We start from the raw sequence: 18425 nt of genomic DNA, 5'->3' as shown, positions 1-18425 counted from the left end.
TTCATTAAAACCAATGTTTTTAATTTTAGCCGGCGGCCACACAAGAGTTCTCTGCTCTTACTAATTTTTATGGAACTGCTCGATTTTCCGTATTCTCATTACCGATTCACTTCAATAGCTTGAATGGATTTATCCACCGAGAAGTTGACTATTTTTGTGTAATCAGCGCCCTTCAAGATGTTGGCGATATAACCTTACTGTATCCTTATGGTCCTTGACTGCCGTCCATTCTTACATATAGTCATCGATAGATTGTTTCGAATATGAGCATAATGTTATGGTTATGCTCAGCCACAAAGCATAACCAAGCTATGGTTAACAAGGTTAAGTGATACATATGAATGCCAAACTCATTACCCGCGGCGGATATAATCAACTCAAAGAAGAACATGATTACTTATGGCAGAAAAAACGTCCTGAAATCACCAAAATTGTGAGTTGGGCAGCTAGCCTTGGAGATCGCTCCGAAAACGCCGACTACACACAAAACAAACGCTTACTGAGACAAATCGATCGACGCATACGGTATTTACGTAAGCGACTTTTTGATCTCACTATCGTGGATTATTCCCCCCAACAAGATGGTCACGTTTTTTTTGGTGCTTGGGTTGAAATTGAAAATGAACAAGGAGATATCAAACGCTTTCGCATTGTCGGTTCCGATGAAATTTATGAGCGAAAAGACTATATTTCAATTGATTCTCCAATGGCCAAAGCACTACTGAAAAAGCAGGTGGATGATGAAGTCGAAGTGAGCACCCCTGATGGCATAAAGCTCTGGTTTATTAATCTCATTCGTTACAGTCAGGTTGATGCTGAAACATCGATTAAGAACAACCATTAATATAGCTACGCTTCACGCGGTTTGTTAACTGAATGAGTAATTCATATCCAATTGTACCCACCCGTTCAGCAATCGGCTCAACAGGGTTAGTCGGCCCCCACAAAATCACTTCATCACCGATATGATCAGATGCATCAGGACCTAAATCAACAGTTAACATATCCATCGAAACGCGGCCAACCAAAGGAACAATGCGACCATTCACTTGAATGGGTGTCCCCGTAGGCATTGTTCGCGGATAACCATCACCATAACCCATTGCAACAACCCCTATCATCGTCTCACGAGAAGCATGCCAAAGTCCGCTGTAACCGACGGGTTCTCCGCACTGATGAGTGCGAATCGCAATTAATTTTGAGCGCAGTGTCATAACAGCTTTAAGCCCATTCTCCTCACCACAATGCCCCGCAAACGGCGTTACACCATATAAAGCAATTCCTGGTCGCGCTTTGTCAAAACAAATATCAGGACGAGTCAGTAACGCCGCGGAGTTAGCCAGCGAACGGGGGCCAACTAGCCCTTCCGTGACATGGTTAAAACGTTGTAACTGGCGGTCAGTTTGTATATTACCACTTTCATCAGCACAGCTAAGATGGCTCACAAACCCCACATATTGATCCATAACTGGAAGCTTACAGAGGTGTTGATGCCGACTGCGAACTTGTTCAAGGTGAAACCCTAAACGATGCATTCCGGTATCTACTTTTAACCACAGATTTATCCGATACTGCCCATCGAGTTGTTCCAACCAATGGATCTGCTGATCATTTTGCACAACAGGTTGAAAGCCTAATCGAGCTGCTTCTTGAGTTTCTGTTTGATCAAAACACCCTTCCAGCAACACGATCGGTTGTGTTATACCATATTCACGGAGTTGGCAAGCCTCATCAAAACGCGCTACAGCAAAGCTATCCACAAATGAGCTTAATGCGTGAGCAACATGACTACCGCCATGTCCATACGCATTCCCTTTCACGACTGCAATCATCTTACTATGAGGCTGGTGCATCGAGAGCACCTTAATGTTATGTTTTAACGCCGCCAGATCGATAACGGCCTCAGCTGTGATCATTTAAACTCCGTACACACTCATGTGCAATGAATAGATATTTTCTGCTATTTAATAGTTATTGTATAGCAGAATACGCTGGTAATTTATTACGCAATTCACAAGCCAATCTTCCACCATCAAACCAGCTTTCTACATCAATAGGTAAATAATCTGATATTTTCATTAAAATTAGATTATTTATCCAATTATTTTTTTAAAAATTGTATCCCTTATCAGTATATTTCATATGATTTAAATGAAATGTTTACTCAAAAAACAATAAACTGATCACAAAAAGAACAGATTGCACCAAAATAAAACCCATTTATCTGACTATTGCACTAGATTAGTGCTATAAATTTGTCAGAGTCATGTTACAAAGAATATATATGTTTAAATACTGACTATAAATTCATAAAATTAATTTAGATTATTAATCTGATTATTTTATATTTTTAAGAATATTTAACTATTTTTTTAGTGTTGTTCCGCTGCTTCAATAACTGTTTAGCATTATCATCGATAAGTTGTATATATCAATTTAACTCCGCCAATATCTTCAGCGTAAAGTTGTCATGCTACTTGCTTAGGATTTAACGGTATTCGGGTTGAGTAGAACAATGGATGATCGTAGTAATGGTGAAACAAGATACTGTCAATGCATTGTTTAATAAAAATAATTACACAACGAAGTAACCGATATCGTTCATTAACAGAAATGTTTTCTTGCAAAATAACACCGTTTTAATTGAGGAACTTAGTATGGAAATTCAAACCCCCTATTTGCTGTTTTTAGGCGACGCCCCGGATGCATTGGCAGCTAAAGTTGCGATGGGGATTAAACAATGGCACCCCGAATATTGCGTTGGGCAATATCGTATGGATACTTGCCAAGCTGACTGTCAACTTCCTGATTTAGATATCGCCGCGGCTAAAGCAGCTGGCGCCAAAACATTGGTAATTGGCGTAGCCAATCGCGGTGGCATTATTTCTCCAGCTTGGATCGATGTTCTCAAACAAGCCCTGCATGCTGGGCTCGATCTTGCTGCAGGTTTACATAACCGACTGAACGCTATCGATGAGTTGGTTGATTTAGCAAAATCATTAGGCCGTCAGATGTTTGATGTGCGATTTCCTACACAAACATTCAGTGTTGCTTCAGGCAAACGGCGAAAAGGCAAGCGCGTATTGCCAGTCGGTACCGATTGCTCGGTCGGTAAAATGTATACGGCACTCGCAATTACTGAGGTACTCCATCAGCGAGGCCTAAAAGCGACATTTCGCGCAACCGGCCAAACAGGAATATTAGTGAGTGGAGCGGGTGTATCTGTTGATTCTGTCGTTTCTGATTTTATCTCTGGCGCAGTGGAAGAACTAGCCCCTGCTAATGACGCTGATCATTGGGATGTTATAGAAGGGCAAGGATCTCTTTTTCATCCATCGTTTGCGGGTGTGACCACAGGCTTGATTCATGGCGCCCAAGCGGATGCATTAGTGCTTTGTCATGAACCTACTCGTACCCACATGCGCGGTACGCCTGAGTTTGCATTACCTGATTTAAAAACATGTATGGCGTTGAACCTAACCATGGCTCATTTAACCAATCCCGCAGCCAAATTTGTGGGGATCTCTATCAATACGTCACAACTTGCAGAAAGTGATGCCTATACATTAATGGCAACTCTTGAAAAAGAACATAATTTGCCTGTCGTCGACCCATTTCGCCAAGGCGTCGAACGTATTGTTGACCAAATGCTAGCTTTATAGAGGCTAACTTATGCAACTACATATTACTCAACATAACTGGCCGATTGACGGGATATTCAGAATTTCTCGAGGCAGTCGCACCCAAGCACAAGTTATCCAAGTTGAATTAAGTGATGGTTCGTCAATTGGTCGAGGAGAATGTGTTCCCTATGCCCGTTATAACGAAACGCTAGCCAGCGTCTCAGCGACCATCGAAGGACTTCGTCCGCAGATAGTCAGAGGGCTATCGCGTGGACAACTAGCGCAATTGCTTCCCGCGGGGGCTGCTCGTAATGCGGTTGATTGCGCACTGTGGGATCTTGAATGTAAACAAGCTCATCAAACGATTTGGCAGCGACTTAGCATTACGCCGCATGCTTTGACAACCGCTTATACCTTATCGCTGGATACCCCAGAGCAAATGCAACAAAAAGCACAGGCGCATCATCATCGACCTTTATTTAAGTTAAAACTGGCAGGGGATGGTGATTTAGAACGCGTTAAGGCTGTACGACAGGCCGTTCCTAATGCGCAAATTATCATCGATGCAAATGAGGGATGGAATAGCGTACTTTACCAGCAGCTTGTTCCTGAATTGGTCAACCTCAATGTTGCGATGATAGAGCAACCCTTTCCAGCGGGTGATGATGCTCTGCTCCAAGATCTCCCCCACCCCATTGCACTTTGCGCCGATGAGTCATGCCATGATCGTCAGGATTTAGTCAAACTGAAAGGCTGCTATGAGATGATCAACATTAAAATAGATAAAACGGGTGGTCTGACTGAAGCGTTGGCGCTTAAACAAGCCGCCGAAGCCGAAGGATTTGCCATTATGGTGGGATGTATGGTCGGAACATCATTGGCAATGGCACCAGCATTTGTGGTCGCCCAAAATGCAAAAATAGTTGATCTCGATGGCCCACTATTGTTAGCCCAAGATCAACCTCATGGTTTTGAATACGATCAAGCCAGTCAGATGCAGGTTCCTTCCTCAAAATTATGGGGATAGTGGCATTTAATCTGGGACATTTTTGAAGGATATATCTATGTTAAACCGTATTGTCTATGTCAACGGTGACTATATTAATGAGCACGATGCCAAAGTTTCCATTTTTGACCGTGGTTTTCTTTTTGCTGATGCCGTGTATGAAGTCACTGCGGTGGTCAATGGACATCTGATTGAAAACGAAGGTCATATGAATCGCTTAGCTCGTTCCTGTAATGAGCTGGAGCTGACGTTACCAGTCACTATCGAAGAACTTACCCACATTCAACAGGAATTGATTCGCCTTAACCAACTTGACGAGGGGGGGATCTATTTACAGCTATCGCGAGGCACTGCGGGTGATCGTGATTTTGCTTACCCACAAAATATTCAGCCAACTTTGGTCCTATTCACTCAAGCGCGATCATTGCTTGATAGCCCTAAAGCGAAGAAGGGAATGAAAGTTGTCACCATTGAAGACATTCGCTGGCATCGACGTGATATCAAGACTGTACAGCTATTAGCACCCTGTATGGCCAAGCAGTTTGCATTAAGTCAGGGATATGATGATGCGTGGTTAACTGAGGGAGGGTATATTACGGAAGGAAGCTCCAATAATGCCTATATAGTCACTGAACACAATACCGTGGTGACTCGTCCATTAAGCCGTGACATTCTCCATGGCATTACCCGACAAGCACTATTAGATCTTGGTGCCAAACATGCCATCAAGATTGAAGAAAGGTTATTTACCCCTGAAGAAGCGATGCATGCTAAAGAAGCGTTCATCAGTTCGGCAACGACATTTGTCTATCCAGTTGTTGAAATTAACGATCAACCGATCGGCGATGGAAAACCAGGACCGATCGCTAAACAGTTGCGTGATATTTATATTGACTTAGTTAAGCGCCAATCCGCATCATAGCAATACGTTGTATTTCATTAGACGATGCTCATTTTAAGCTAGAGCATCGTCGTTACATAGAGTTTGAACATGTCTGTATTATCTCCCGCCAGCATTTTTACTTCATTACAACAACACGGACCTTTCGCTGTACAAAAATCAGCTCGTCCATCGCCCCCTTTTTCAAAAGAAACTCGTCAATGGATACAAAACCTACGCCGAGATAGTAGCCATGTATCAAAATATCGGGCTCTACGTAGTCAGCTTTTTGAGTTTTTAGGGATTGAGGATTTTTCTCAGATAAATGAGCTCATTCATACGCCCACATTGCGTCAAGAACGCAGTAACCGTTCGTTTCAGCTTATCAGTAACATGTTTGGCATCAATGGAACCCCAAAGGAAATTCGTGATCGAGTCTATGAATATGCCCGCACTGCTGATAATGTAATTCATTCGCTCAAAGACAAAATATTATCACCTTATGCATCATTCATTGAGACCACCAATGAGATTGAAATGGCCAATGATCCCATTGAGCTTATTCTGATTATGTTTGATGATCGATACCATAAAAAGGCCCGTTTTGAAGCCCGCCGTAAGATTACTTTGATGACGCTTGCAGGGAGTATTGATCAACGTGAACGAGAAACTGAAATTGCCACTAAATTTGCCAACTTTCTTGCATTTTTAAACAGCTATGTTTGGAGTTCAGAACTTAAAATTGGCGAGCTTGATCCGGTTTATCTGCATTCTACACACGCCAATAGTGATTTTCATTGCACTCATGTGGACGTGTTGAATCCAACCCAGGCAGAGCAGGTTAAACTGGTGCAAGGAGAAAAACTCACTGTATTAAAAAGGCGACGCTTTAGTAGCGGTCAAAAGCAAGTTCCGATCTATGTGTCTATTCGCAAAAAACCACCCGAAGCAAAAGTACTTAAATTGCTACGCAAAAATGCCAAGAATCCCGCGATTGCTGTTGATGATGAACTTGGGCTAATGGCTGTGTTAGATAACATCAGCGACATCAAGTTATTTCAACACCACCTAACTCGCAGTGCTGCTCGCGCAAACTCATTGATGGTCCTTGAGGACATTTCCGATACATTAACCGAAAGTAGTCTTTATCGAGGCCGTGCAGTTGGTTCGAGTCAGCAAACTCCAATGTTGAAATTTTTTGCACGCTTAGGAGGGATGCGGGTTGAGTTCATTATCCATACTAATCAAACATGGCTCAATTATATGTATCAGCAAGATGTTGCTCATAATGAGTATGAGGTGAAGCGAGTATTTGACTCAGGGGTGGTAGAGTTGTTGTTTCCACATGATATTTTTCACCTTGATCACCAACAAACCCGCGGTGAAATGATTCGTTTTTTTCGTCGTCAAATAGAAAGTTGATTGTCTTTGACGATGGATTACGAACGCTTTTCTCATATTTAAATAGGTTGTAAGTATGTCATTGCAATCAGTTGAATTACAAATGCTATCACGGCAGGCAATGTTGCACTGCCATGATCACCACCAGATTGTTATCGGTCTTGATGGGTATATTGAATTCACTATTGATGGGATTAGTAATCAAGTGGCACGAGGACAAGGCGTGATGGTCACGGCAGGCAGTGCACATACGTTTCGAGGCACTGCTAAGAATCGAATTTTAGTTCTCAACCTTCCTCAGCAAAATCAGTTTTTTTCAGAAGATATTCATCAGCGAGTACTTCCCCTGTTAAGTAAACCTGGCTATTTTCAACTCGATCAACAGTTACAGACATTAGTCACCCATCTTGCTAATGAAATCGGCAATAATCCAAACGATCATATGCTCAAAAGAGCTTGTGGCGATACCTTGTTATGTCTGTTAGAACGCCATTTTTTACCGGTGTATCAAGTGAGCAGCACCGTTACCCGCGGGTTTAATTTATTATTACTCGACCAATATATTATGAGCTGTCTGGAAAATAACATCAGTGTTGCCGATTTAGCCAGCCGTGTCTTTTTGGGAGAAAGTCAGTTTTATGCCCGCTTTAAGCTGCAAACGGGACAAACCCCACAACGTTATGTAACGGCCAAGCGTATAGAACAGGCACAAATATTACTTAAACACACCTCAAACAGCGTTGAGATCGTTGCTCAAAAATGTGGTTTTGCAAGTCAAAGTAGTTTCAACCATGTTTTTCGACGATTAACCGGTTATTCCCCGGCTCGTTATCGAAATGCAAATATAGATGACTAATACGTTACACAAAATCGTCATATTCCGACTTTTACACAAAAAAACCGGAGTTTGGTTCAATACATTATTTAGAAATACGCCGTAAAATCGCAACAAGAATATAACAAAAAATAATCGCTTTAAGCATGTCACGATAAAAGGAATAGTCATGTTAAACGCAACAACGGCCATGGATCAAAGCTACTTAAGCCAAACACCTGATCAATTATGGAAGAATTTAGCAAAACTGAGTGAAATTGATGAAAGCGAGTGGCTAAATGAGCTGCTCTCTCTCGCAGAGCATCATTATGATGCTGAAGCCACACAAACTTTTGCCAAAGAGCTTGTTGGGCATATCAAAAGCAATAAAAAGTCGATGAGTATGCTTGATGCGTTGTTGCTAGAATACAGTTTAAGTACTCATGAGGGGGTGCTGCTTATGAGCTTGAGTGAGGCTCTTATACGCATTCCCGATCAATATACTGCGCAAGCGCTCATTGAGGACAAATTGGCGCTTGGAAACTGGATGGCTCACCGTGGTAAATCTAATTCAGTATTAGTTAATACCGCCACCTGGAGCTTGTTGTTAACCGGCCAATTGTTAAACCTGTCTCCAGCACAATCAGATTCGGGTATTCGCAATATGCTTCACCGTTTTAGTGCCCCTACGATTCGAACCATGATTCGCCGCGCGATGAAAATTATTGGTTATCAGTTTGTTCTCGGTGAAGATATTCATGATGCGTTAAAAAACGGTGGAAGCTATCGTAAACGAGGTTATACCTATACATTTGATATGCTTGGAGAAGCTGCCCTCACTCAAGCTGACGCGCAAGCTTACAAGGCCGATTATTTACGCAGTATTGAAACAGTTGGTACAACGCTGGCGTTGCCAAATAGTCCCAAACCGAGTATTTCGATCAAACTGTCAGCACTGCACCCTCGCTACGACAGCTTGCTCGAACAACGAGTGCTCGATGAACTGGTGACAACCGTTTTAGATCTTGTCCGAGAGGCGCGTGCTCGTGATGTCGCCATTACCATTGACGCCGAAGAAGCGGATCGTCTTGAGATTTCTCTAAAAGTGTTTGCCAAAGTTTATCGCCATGAGATATGCCGTGGCTGGGGAAAAATGGGGCTGGTCGTACAGGCCTACTCCAAACGCGCATTAGCCGTGCTGTCATGGCTCGCATCACTGGCGCATGAGGTCGGTGATGAAATTCCCACTCGGCTGGTAAAAGGTGCTTATTGGGATTCGGAAATTAAGCTCTATCAACAACGCGGTTTGAAAAACTATCCTGTTTTCACACGAAAAGAAGGGACTGATGTTAGCTATTTAGCGTGTGCACGAATGATGCTCAGCGAAGCCACTATAGGGCTAATCGCGCCACAGTTCGCCAGCCATAATGCTCAAACCATTTCAGCCATTATGAAAATGCCTGCGGCACATCCATTTGAGTTTCAGCGACTTCATGGAATGGGTGATGTTTTATATGACCGTGTTATCCACGACCATCACATTTCGGTACGTATTTATGCGCCAGTGGGTAAGCATGCCGACCTACTCCCTTATTTAGTCCGCCGATTGTTAGAAAATGGGGCCAACAATTCATTCGTACACCGTTTAGTTGATCCTAAATGCAGTATTGGTGAAATTATCGAAGATCCTATTCATAAATTACGCATCCAAAATCAGTTACATAACCCACGGATCCCCCTTCCATCAAAAATTTATGGTGATCGTCGCCCTAATTCTCAAGGTTTCAACTTACATTCCGGCCATCAACTACAAGCATTTTTAAGCGAGCGAGATAAGTTTGCCAAGCACCAATGGCGCGCAGGCTCGTTAGTTGAAGGCCAATTGCTATTCGATCAACACACGGCTAAAACTATTCATTCGCCCTTTGATCGTGCCAATGAAGTCGGTTTAGTGAGCCAAACAACGCCCTTACAATTGCAACAAGCTTTTGCAGCCGCAGAGCAAGCCTATCCAAGTTGGGATAAACTAAACATTAAGGAACGAGCCAATTGCTTGCGCAAGACCGCAGAATTAATGGAGCAGAACTTTGCCGAGTTTATTGCGCTTTGTCAGTTTGAAGCAGGAAAAACGATTCAAGACTCGATTGATGAAATTCGTGAAGCGGTCGATTTTTGTTATTACTATGCAAATCAAGCCGAAGTGCGCTTAGGTGAAGTGCGTAGTTTTGAAGATTATGCCGGGCAATCGTGTTCCAGTGCATACCAAGGGCGTGGCATATTCGCCTGTATTAGCCCGTGGAACTTTCCTATGGCGATCTTCACCGGCCAAATTGTTGCAGCACTAGTCACCGGCAATGCAGTTATTGCCAAAGCAGCACCACAAACCTCTCTCATTGCAACTCGGACCATTGAATTGATGCATCAAGCAGGTGTGCCGGTGGCGATTGTACAGTTGGTGACAGGTGGTGCTGATATTGGGCAACAGCTGACTAGTGATCCACGTATTGCCGGCGTTGCTTTTACCGGTTCGACCGCAACAGCACAGGCTATTCATCGCAGTTTAGCTGAACGCGAACAGTTACCCGTTCCATTAATTGCTGAAACGGGGGGACAAAATGCGATGATTGTCGATAGTAGTGCATTACCAGAGCAGGTGATCAAAGATGTTCTTCGTTCCGCATTTGCATCTGCAGGTCAACGCTGCAGCGCATTGCGAGTATTGTGCATTCAAGAGGATGTGGCGGACATCATCATTAAACAGCTTGCCGGTGCCATGAAAGAGTTAAACATTGGCAATCCACTTGATGTTACAACTGATATTGGCCCAGTTATCGATGAAGTCGCAGTTAATAAATTACAAACGTATCAGCAACAGCTGAGATCACATGGAAAAGTCATTTTTGAATGTCCTCTTAGCCAAAGTCGAGGTTTATTTGTCGCGCCAAGCGCTTACGAAATTGAGTCATTCAGCGAGCTAAAAGATGAACAATTTGGTCCGATATTACACGTTATTCGCTATCCAGCTAAAGGCTTAGAGACATTGATCACACAAATTAATCAGCTCGGGTTTGGCTTAACATTGGGGATCCATAGCCGTATCGAACATCGATTCTGTCATATTGCTCGCCAAGCACAAGTCGGTAATTGTTATATCAATCGCGATCAAGTTGGGGCGAGCGTTGGGTCTCAACCCTTCGGTGGACGAGGTTTATCAGGTACCGGTCCTAAAGCAGGTGGACCACATTACTTATATCGATTTAGCCAACGCATCACTGTTCCAGTCACTACTCAGGGAGAACAATAATGGACGCTATAAAAACATTTATCGTTGACAGTAAATCCAGCACCAACCCTGAGTTATCAAGCCAGGTTTCAACGCGAATTAGTCAGTTGCGCCAATGGGCACAGTCACTACGAGAAGCTCAACCCAGCGACGATGAGCAGTGGCAACAAGTCATTAAGATGATCGACTATCAATGCCTCTGTGCCAAAAGTTTTTTGCAAGGGATCTATCAATTGCCTGGCGTAACTGGCGAAAGCAATGAACTTTGGCTGGAACCGAGAGGGTTAACAGGTATTATTATTGATGAAAACATGCCAGCGGCAGCGATTAGTGCCGCGCTAAGCGCCGCTTTAATTTGTCATAATCCAGTCAAGTTAGCCGTACATCCACAGCTCAAAATATACGTTAAAGGGATGCTAAACCAATTATTAGGACGCTTTTGTGCTAAAGATGCCGCGATGCTGATTGATTGGCGGCAATGGCCCGAACTGTTGCAAGACCCTTCACTCAAAGTAGTCTGTATGGCCGCTACCAAAGATAACTTAATTCGTGCCAACCGGTTACTGGCTATACGCGAAGGGTCATTGGTGATGTTCCTGAGTGAGACCGACCCTTATTTACCTAGCTTTTCCAGCGAAACATTCTGTATTGGTCTATGCACGGAAAAAGTCTGTACCATTAACACTACCGCTATTGGTGGCAACGCCAGTTTGCTTGAATTAGCTGCCACTGCAATACCTATGAATTAGAGCGTGCGACATGAGCCGCTGCATCAGCTTGTAGTTGTAAGCTGAAGTGGTGGCTCGATATACGAAATCCTTCCTGCAAGTAAAACTTGTGGACGAAAAAGTCTTGTACTCCGCTGTTCACATGGATCTCTTTACAGCCCAGTTGTAATCCATAATGACGCAACCAAGCGATTAACTGTTCGGCCATTCCGGTATAACGCCATGGTGGTGCAATCACAAAATCTTCGATGAGTAAATTTCGCCCCCACGCAAACGTCAACCCTTCGACAAACCCAGCTACGCCAACAAGTTCATCTTCTTTAAAAACACCAATTAATTTGTATTGACGGCTCAACTGCTGCATTTCTAGTTGACTCGTTAATCCCTCTATTGAATAACTGGGATGGAGTAATAACAATAGCTTAGCTGCGTCATCTAAATAGCGTGCGTCAATCCAATCGACTCGCATAAAATATCCTTTTGATTTACTTCCTCGACCACGTTACAAGCTTGAAGCATTTTTTAATCGATTAAAAAGAACTCACAAAGCTTGAAAAAATATTTCTCTAAATATTTTAGCATCATCAGACAAAACCACTAAATTGGCCTTAACGATGACAATGACACGCGCTACGCGTGAATTTAAATCTTATATGTTAAACAACGAGAGATCATAATCCGATTCAAAAATTGTGAATAGTCACAAATAAATAGTTCTCTTAATCGAGTAGGAGCGCTAAATTTTTTAAGACAATTATTTTGAAATAGTTAGATCCCTCTTCGCAGATTGCTCAGACGTAATTCATTCCGTTCAATGAGGGAGTATTTCGTTTCATTGCAACGAGTTAAACACAACGAAGACAAGGTCGAAAGCTGGGGATGCTCACAAGCCAAGCTCATCCCAACGCTGTGTTGATTAGCATGCCCTAAGAGCGCATCGCTATCGCTCTAATCGAGTCGAAAAAGTCGTTTTCAATTGAGATGATCTGAAACGCGACAATCTGTATTCATTCCAGTACTCTCTAGCGCTATCTCAATGTGAACGTTTGATGTTATCGGACTAAATTCAGAGCCCGTCTTTATCATCAGGAACCATGTGACGACATAAGCCAAATTAAACAATTAATAACTTACATCTAATGATGTACATAGAAGAAAGACCTAGCAAGGCCATATTTAGATTAAAGATGGCGGTGAGAGAGGGATTCGAACCCTCGATAGGGCTATAAACCCTATACTCCCTTAGCAGGGGAGCGCCTTCAGCCGCTCGGCCATCTCACCATAATTTTTTAAGTGGCGGTGACGGAGAGATTCGAACTCTCGATACGTTGCCGTATACACACTTTCCAGGCGTGCTCCTTCAGCCACTCGGACACGTCACCACTAATGCCTTAAAGGGCGAGGCGTATGGTATGGAATCATGCTTTACCTTTCAACCCTTTTTTTACTTCTATGAGCTGATTGGCGACTAATCCACCAAATCAACTCGTTATACGCTCTATTAGCCTAATTGGTAACCAAGTTCTTGGCGTAAATACGCCGCAGCACCTTGTAGACCCGGTTGCTCAGCGGTAATCAAATAAACAGGGATCTGGCTGCAATAGCGACTAAAACGCCCTTTTTCTTCAAATCGATTGCGAAAATCACTTGCTAAGAAATAATCCACAAAATTGCCAACAACCCCACCCGCGATATAAACCCCGCCAAAAGCACCAAGCATTAAAGCTAAGTTACCGCCGAAACTTCCCATCATTTGGCAAAACATTGACAACGCCTGACGACAGATAGAGTCCTCACCGCTAAGCCCTTTTGCAGAAACGTCTGCGGGTTGATATTGCTGCGCTGGTTTTTGATGGATATGGCATAGCGCTTCATAAATATTCACCAGTCCGGGACCTGACAAAATCCGCTCATTGGATACTCGACCAAATCGCCCCTTTAGAAAAGAAAGCAATTCCACTTCGAGTTCAGAGATTGGTGCAAAATCAGCATGCCCACCTTCACAGGCAATCGGAATATAACGGCCTTCTTGCTGAATAAGATGTGCAACCCCTAATCCGGTTCCAGGCCCATAAATCGTGATGGGTGCCAATGGATCAACATCGCTCCCCCCAATTTGGATTTTTTGTGCCTCAGTCAAGGTCGGTAAACTCATCGAATTTGCGGTAAAATCATTGATTACCCAAAAATTATTCAGTTCCAAATTACGCTGAGTTTCACTGCGTGAAAATGCCCAGCTGTGATTAGTCATACTAATCCAGTCATTGCTGGTTGGGCAGGCAATCGCAAAACAAGCTTCTTGCGGAGCTTCATTAATATCATCAAGATAAGTACGAACAGCATCTTCTATACTAGGAAATTCGCTGCATCGATACTTTTGAATGTATTGTATCGCGCCAGTTTGATGTTCCACCAATGCCAATCGAATATTGGTACCTCCAACATCGGCGATAAGGCCAGTTTTAGTCATTGTTAAACCCTCCATCAATTCTTAATCTGCTAATTTTAGACATTACACTCATTGAGATAAAGCTCAAACAACTATATCTATGTTAAGAACTTTCGTTATAAAATTACGGAAAAATAAAACAAAATAGAGAAATTTAGATTTAAGTCATACTAAATTCCCTTTAAAACATCTACTATAAGGATGTTTGATGGTGTTTTTATCTCCCATATCGTAGATAGTCAGCACTACCGAGCTATATGAAAAGATCTTACAGTCAGAAGTAGGATGATGGAAACTAGTTATCATCATAACACCCCGCTCGTCATGATGACTCATGGTATTCAATGCTCACTATTTGCTCTGGATATTTTACTTAAAACGACAACAACATTTAGACAGAATTTTATGAACACGCTCGAAAAGATCACCAAAAATATTGATTCATTTAGCAAATCCGAACGAAAAGTTGCCGAGGTCATCATTGCCTCGCCACAAACAGCAATTCATTCGAGCATTGCCACATTGGCAAAAATGGCAGATGTCAGTGAGCCAACTGTTAATCGGTTTTGTCGCAGACTAGATACTAAGGGATTCCCTGATTTTAAACTTCACCTGGCTCAAAGTTTGGCCAATGGTACACCCTATGTGAACCGCCATGTTGATGAAGATGATGGTCCAGAGGCCTATACGGCCAAAATTTTTGAATCGTCTATTGCCTGCTTGGAAGCTGCCAAAAACAGTTTGGATGCAAACATCATTAACCGTGCCGTCGATTTACTTACGCAAGCTAAGCGGATTACTTTTTGCGGCCTTGGAGCATCGGCAGCGGTTGCCCAAGATGCACTCAATAAATTTTTTCGCTTTAATGTTCCTGTCTCTTGCTCGAACGATGTAGTGATGATGCGCATGAGCTGTATTTTAAGTACAGAAGATGATGTCGTAGTGCTGATTTCACATACTGGACGCACAAAAGAGCTTGTTGATATTGCCAAACTGGCCCGTGAAAACGGTGCGACAGTGATCGCAATTACATCAAAACACTCACCGTTGGCCGAATGTTGTCATTTGTTAGTCGCAATGGATGTGCCTGAAGATACTGATGTCTATATGCCAATGGCATCTCGCTTAGCTCAAATGACGTTAATTGATGTGCTCGCGACAGGATTCACATTACGCCGAGGTGATCGTTTTCGCGAAAATTTAAAAAAAGTGAAAAAAACATTACGCGACTCACGAATTGAACAGTCATAATTGTAATGTTCATCTCGTGAATCAACGATTATATTGGATGTTTTTTACACACTCGGAACATGTGCCAATTGATTGACACATGTTTTAACTAATTCACCTTATAATGCTCAATTTTGCTATATAGCTGATCCGCATGTTCGGCTAAGTGCAATAAGAAATCTTGTGATTCCCTCGCATCTTGAGCCAGTTCATCGGTCAAATCTTTAATTTGCGTACTATTTTCGGTGACCTCATGTGTGACTTGAGACTGCTCTTCAGCTGCGGTGGCAATTTGTGCATTCATCTCACTAATTGAGTGAACCGCTGTCTCAATTTGTGCAAACGAATAGATAACCTGCCCAACCTCGCCAACAGTTTGCTGTGAACTCTGATAGCTCTTCTGCATAATCGCTACAGCACGATCGGTCAAAGTCAGTAATGTGGTAATCGTATCGCGTATCTGTTCGGTCGAATGGTGGGTACGCTGTGATAAATTTCGAACTTCATCAGCAACGACAGCAAAACCGCGCCCTTGTTCACCAGCTCTTGCCGCTTCGATCGCAGCATTTAATGCAAGTAAGTTGGTTTGTTCAGCAATCGTTTGAATAGCTGTTAAAATATCACTAATACTTTGGGTATGGCTGTGTAGTTCACTAATCACTTGCGATGTTTGTTCAACAGACTCGGCCAATTGCTCAATTGACTGGCGATTGCTTTCAACCAAATGACTACCTTGCTGGGCAGTCTCCGATGTCTCATTAACCACCTCTAGCGTATGTTGAGAATTAGCGGCAATTTCGGCTGTTGCCGACGCCATCTCTTCAATCGCGGTTGCCACCGAGGTGATGCCACTTTGTTGATCATTAATTCGCAGAGCTGTTTGGTCGGCTTGCTCCTTAGCTGAAATTGAATCTTCTCGCAGCGTTTCAATTTGCATATGAAGTTCACTGATAAGTATCTGCATAGATCCAATAAAACGATTAAAGTTATCTGCTAAAGTACCTACTTCATCATGATTCTTAACCGGAATACGCTGAGTCAAGTCACCATTTCCCTTGGTAATCTTAGCCAGAGCATACGATACAGAAGAGAGTGCTTTAAACAAATGGAAACTATAAATGTTAAATAACAGAATACAGGCGATAACGATCAACATCATCACACCAAATTGGGCCCAAAGCGAAGAATACAAAGAACTTAAAATAGAATGCTGATTAATCGCAATCACCGTATAGAGTTGACTGGATGCGATAGGTGTGACAAATAGATAGCTGGGCTGCCCTGCGATGGAGAGTGTTACCATTTTTTTCTGCGAGGCTAGCTCATGTAATTTGTTAGCGGTTAACTGCTTAGCTAATTGACTAAGAGGATGATTCAAGCGCTGAGTATCATGGTAAGCAAAGATGTTGCCCTGCTGATTGGCAATGACCATGAACCCTTGGCCCGGCAGATCGGTGCTTTTTAATAAACGAATAATTTTGCTTATGCTCATATCCGCACCAAATGCGACTTGTTGCCCATTGACCTGTTTGGTTAATCCAAATGACACCACATTTGCACCTGTAGCTGAAGCAACACTTGGATTGTCCATAAACAGTTGTCCAGGCTGAGCGTTGGCGCCTTTGTACCAACCCCAAGCACGTGGGTCATGGTTATCACTAGCTAGTGTCACTTGCCCTGCATTGTGCTGTGACCCATCTGCATAAGCAATAAACACATTGTCAAAACCACCACTATCACGAGTTTGTTGAAGAGTCGCAATGAGATGATCAGCATCGATGTGAGAAGGAATCGCCATTAACGCTCGACTGCGGCTATCAATCCAGTCAACCATATAATGGTTGTAATTAGCAGAAAGCGACACTAATTGCTGATTGAGCATATACTCACGCTGTTTCAAGGCACTATGAAAGGACATCCCCATAAGTGCGATACTACCGACCAAGATCGCTACCGCTGCGGCAATTGAAAGCTTAACCCGTAATGATAAATGTTTCCCTAAGCTCATTATCTCTCCATGAACTGTTATTGATTGATTAATGAATTTAATGTGAACTTATTAGCAATGATTGGCAACGCCGGAAGGAACAAAAAAGGGATGAATAAATAATTAATATAGATATCGAATAAAATTCAAACAGTTTCGATGAGTTACGATTTTTGACTAGAGCACATGGGCTAAAAAAACGGGTATATCGTCATCAAACTAGCACATTGATCAATTTTAAATTACTTCAGATTTTTTACAGTGGTGGTGAACTTATTAAAATAGGAGCGGTCATATATTATGCCAAGCAATTAAACACAGTCCTTAACCCAGCACGTCGCAGTCGCTGGGTTTTTTTTATCTAAAAAATATTAGATCGACTTCACTTAATTAGCCACTTTCATGGGGATCGTTCTGAGTAACCGAATGAGATCCTGACGCGCCCGCACTGGATCAATCTTAATTTGGCCATCAGGCAAACGCGTTGCATAATTGTCTACAGCCCCTTGCCACAAAGGTACATATGCACCACGACGGTAAATTCGCAGTAAAATAGAGAGCGATTGACGTTGCGTTACCGGCTGTGAATTGGCCTGATATATTTTTTCCAATGAGTCGGTATTATGCTGCAAAGGGGGATGATACAAAGCGGCAGCAAACCAAAGCGTTGCATTATTGGACGAGTGAATGACAAAACCTCGGTAATTAAGTAGCGACGCCAGTTCCTGGGTCAACCAATGGTAGTTCTGCTTTAACGCACCTTTAAACTCAGCAGTCCCTTTTAACATGGCAGGTGAAAAACGCATTAAGCTTCCTACAATCAATGGATAACGTGTATCTCGGCTCACCATCAGCGTTTGTGGATGCCAATCAGAATTGGCCATTTTAGTTTTAGGGAGCAGGTGAACATCTTGAGCATTAGTAAGCACAGCTGTATCGTTTGATACACAACCACTGAGGGCTATCACGGCGAACACGCTTAACATCGCAATGTATAATTGAGTAAAAAGCGCCTTGATCATGA

At 42.8% G+C, this 18425-nt stretch carries 14 protein-coding genes and 2 tRNA genes; 9 read left to right on the top strand and 7 right to left on the bottom strand.

Annotation, left to right across the window (positions count from 1 at the left end; all coding sequences use genetic code 11):
- The first annotated feature begins 337 nt into the window (after nt 1-337).
- A complete protein-coding gene (gene greB, locus ABUE30_RS02255) occupies nt 338-844 on the top strand; it encodes a transcription elongation factor GreB (protein ID WP_408622048.1) in 507 nt (168 codons plus the stop codon).
- Here the strand turns inward: greB and alr are convergent.
- A complete protein-coding gene (gene alr / locus ABUE30_RS02250; RefSeq protein WP_408622047.1) occupies nt 828-1916 on the bottom strand; it encodes an alanine racemase in 1089 nt (362 codons plus the stop codon). The two genes, greB and alr, sit on opposite strands and share 17 nt — an antisense overlap.
- Before the next feature lie 741 nt (nt 1917-2657).
- Between alr and dgcN the strand changes: the two genes are divergently transcribed.
- From dgcN to ABUE30_RS02215, 7 genes are all read left to right on the top strand, one after another.
- Complete coding sequence (dgcN, locus tag ABUE30_RS02245) at nt 2658-3662, top strand: N-acetyltransferase DgcN (RefSeq protein WP_408622046.1); 1005 nt, start codon at nt 2658-2660, stop codon at nt 3660-3662.
- Between the two features lie 10 nt (nt 3663-3672).
- Nucleotides 3673-4650 carry an N-acetyl-D-Glu racemase DgcA gene (dgcA, locus tag ABUE30_RS02240; protein WP_408622045.1) on the top strand — a complete coding sequence of 326 codons (978 nt, stop codon included), beginning with the start codon at nt 3673-3675 and terminating at the stop codon, nt 4648-4650.
- A gap of 37 nt (nt 4651-4687) precedes the next feature.
- Complete coding sequence (locus ABUE30_RS02235; RefSeq protein WP_408622044.1) at nt 4688-5551, top strand: D-amino-acid transaminase; 864 nt, start codon at nt 4688-4690, stop codon at nt 5549-5551.
- 69 nt (nt 5552-5620) lie between these two features.
- Nucleotides 5621-6931 (top strand): hypothetical protein, encoded by a 1311-nt coding sequence (locus tag ABUE30_RS02230; RefSeq protein WP_408622043.1) that lies wholly within the window; start codon nt 5621-5623, stop codon nt 6929-6931.
- 55 nt (nt 6932-6986) lie between these two features.
- On the top strand, nt 6987-7766 hold the full coding sequence (locus ABUE30_RS02225) for an AraC family transcriptional regulator (protein ID WP_408622042.1): 780 nt from the start codon (nt 6987-6989) through the stop codon (nt 7764-7766).
- Between the two features lie 148 nt (nt 7767-7914).
- Nucleotides 7915-11028, top strand: a complete 3114-nt coding sequence (putA, locus tag ABUE30_RS02220; protein ID WP_408622041.1) for a bifunctional proline dehydrogenase/L-glutamate gamma-semialdehyde dehydrogenase PutA — start codon at nt 7915-7917, stop codon at nt 11026-11028.
- On the top strand, nt 11028-11756 hold the full coding sequence (locus ABUE30_RS02215; protein ID WP_408622040.1) for a hypothetical protein: 729 nt from the start codon (nt 11028-11030) through the stop codon (nt 11754-11756). Before putA ends, ABUE30_RS02215 begins: the two co-directional genes overlap by 1 nt.
- Here ABUE30_RS02215 and ABUE30_RS02210 read toward each other — a convergent pair.
- The 4 genes from ABUE30_RS02210 to ABUE30_RS02195 all read right to left on the bottom strand — a co-directional run bounded on the left by ABUE30_RS02210 (nt 11746) and on the right by ABUE30_RS02195 (nt 14205).
- A complete protein-coding gene (locus tag ABUE30_RS02210; protein WP_408622039.1) occupies nt 11746-12204 on the bottom strand; it encodes a GNAT family N-acetyltransferase in 459 nt (152 codons plus the stop codon). The genes ABUE30_RS02215 and ABUE30_RS02210 overlap by 11 nt on opposite strands.
- A 719-nt stretch (nt 12205-12923) precedes the next feature.
- A tRNA-Ser gene (locus ABUE30_RS02205) sits at nt 12924-13016 on the bottom strand.
- 13 nt (nt 13017-13029) lie between these two features.
- Nucleotides 13030-13117, bottom strand: a tRNA-Ser gene (locus ABUE30_RS02200).
- Between the two features lie 119 nt (nt 13118-13236).
- Nucleotides 13237-14205, bottom strand: a complete 969-nt coding sequence (locus ABUE30_RS02195; RefSeq protein ID WP_408622038.1) for a glucokinase — start codon at nt 14203-14205, stop codon at nt 13237-13239.
- Nucleotides 14206-14589: 384 nt separating this feature from the next.
- Between ABUE30_RS02195 and ABUE30_RS02190 the strand changes: the two genes are divergently transcribed.
- Nucleotides 14590-15435: a MurR/RpiR family transcriptional regulator gene (locus ABUE30_RS02190; protein WP_408622518.1), complete on the top strand. Its 846-nt coding sequence runs from the start codon at nt 14590-14592 to the stop codon at nt 15433-15435.
- Between the two features lie 88 nt (nt 15436-15523).
- Here ABUE30_RS02190 and ABUE30_RS02185 read toward each other — a convergent pair whose 3' ends face one another.
- Together ABUE30_RS02185 and ABUE30_RS02180 are read right to left on the bottom strand one after the other, a co-directional pair.
- Nucleotides 15524-17422, bottom strand: coding sequence for a methyl-accepting chemotaxis protein (locus ABUE30_RS02185; protein WP_408622037.1), 1899 nt, complete (start codon nt 17420-17422; stop codon nt 15524-15526).
- Nucleotides 17423-17787: 365 nt separating this feature from the next.
- Nucleotides 17788-18423 (bottom strand): hypothetical protein, encoded by a 636-nt coding sequence (locus ABUE30_RS02180; RefSeq protein ID WP_408622036.1) that lies wholly within the window; start codon nt 18421-18423, stop codon nt 17788-17790.
- Between the last annotated feature and the right edge of the window lie 2 nt (nt 18424-18425).

The organism is Celerinatantimonas yamalensis, from assembly GCF_046054155.1.
Lineage (GTDB): Bacteria > Pseudomonadota > Gammaproteobacteria > Enterobacterales > Celerinatantimonadaceae > Celerinatantimonas > Celerinatantimonas yamalensis.
This window is presented reverse-complemented; position numbering and strand designations above follow the sequence as displayed.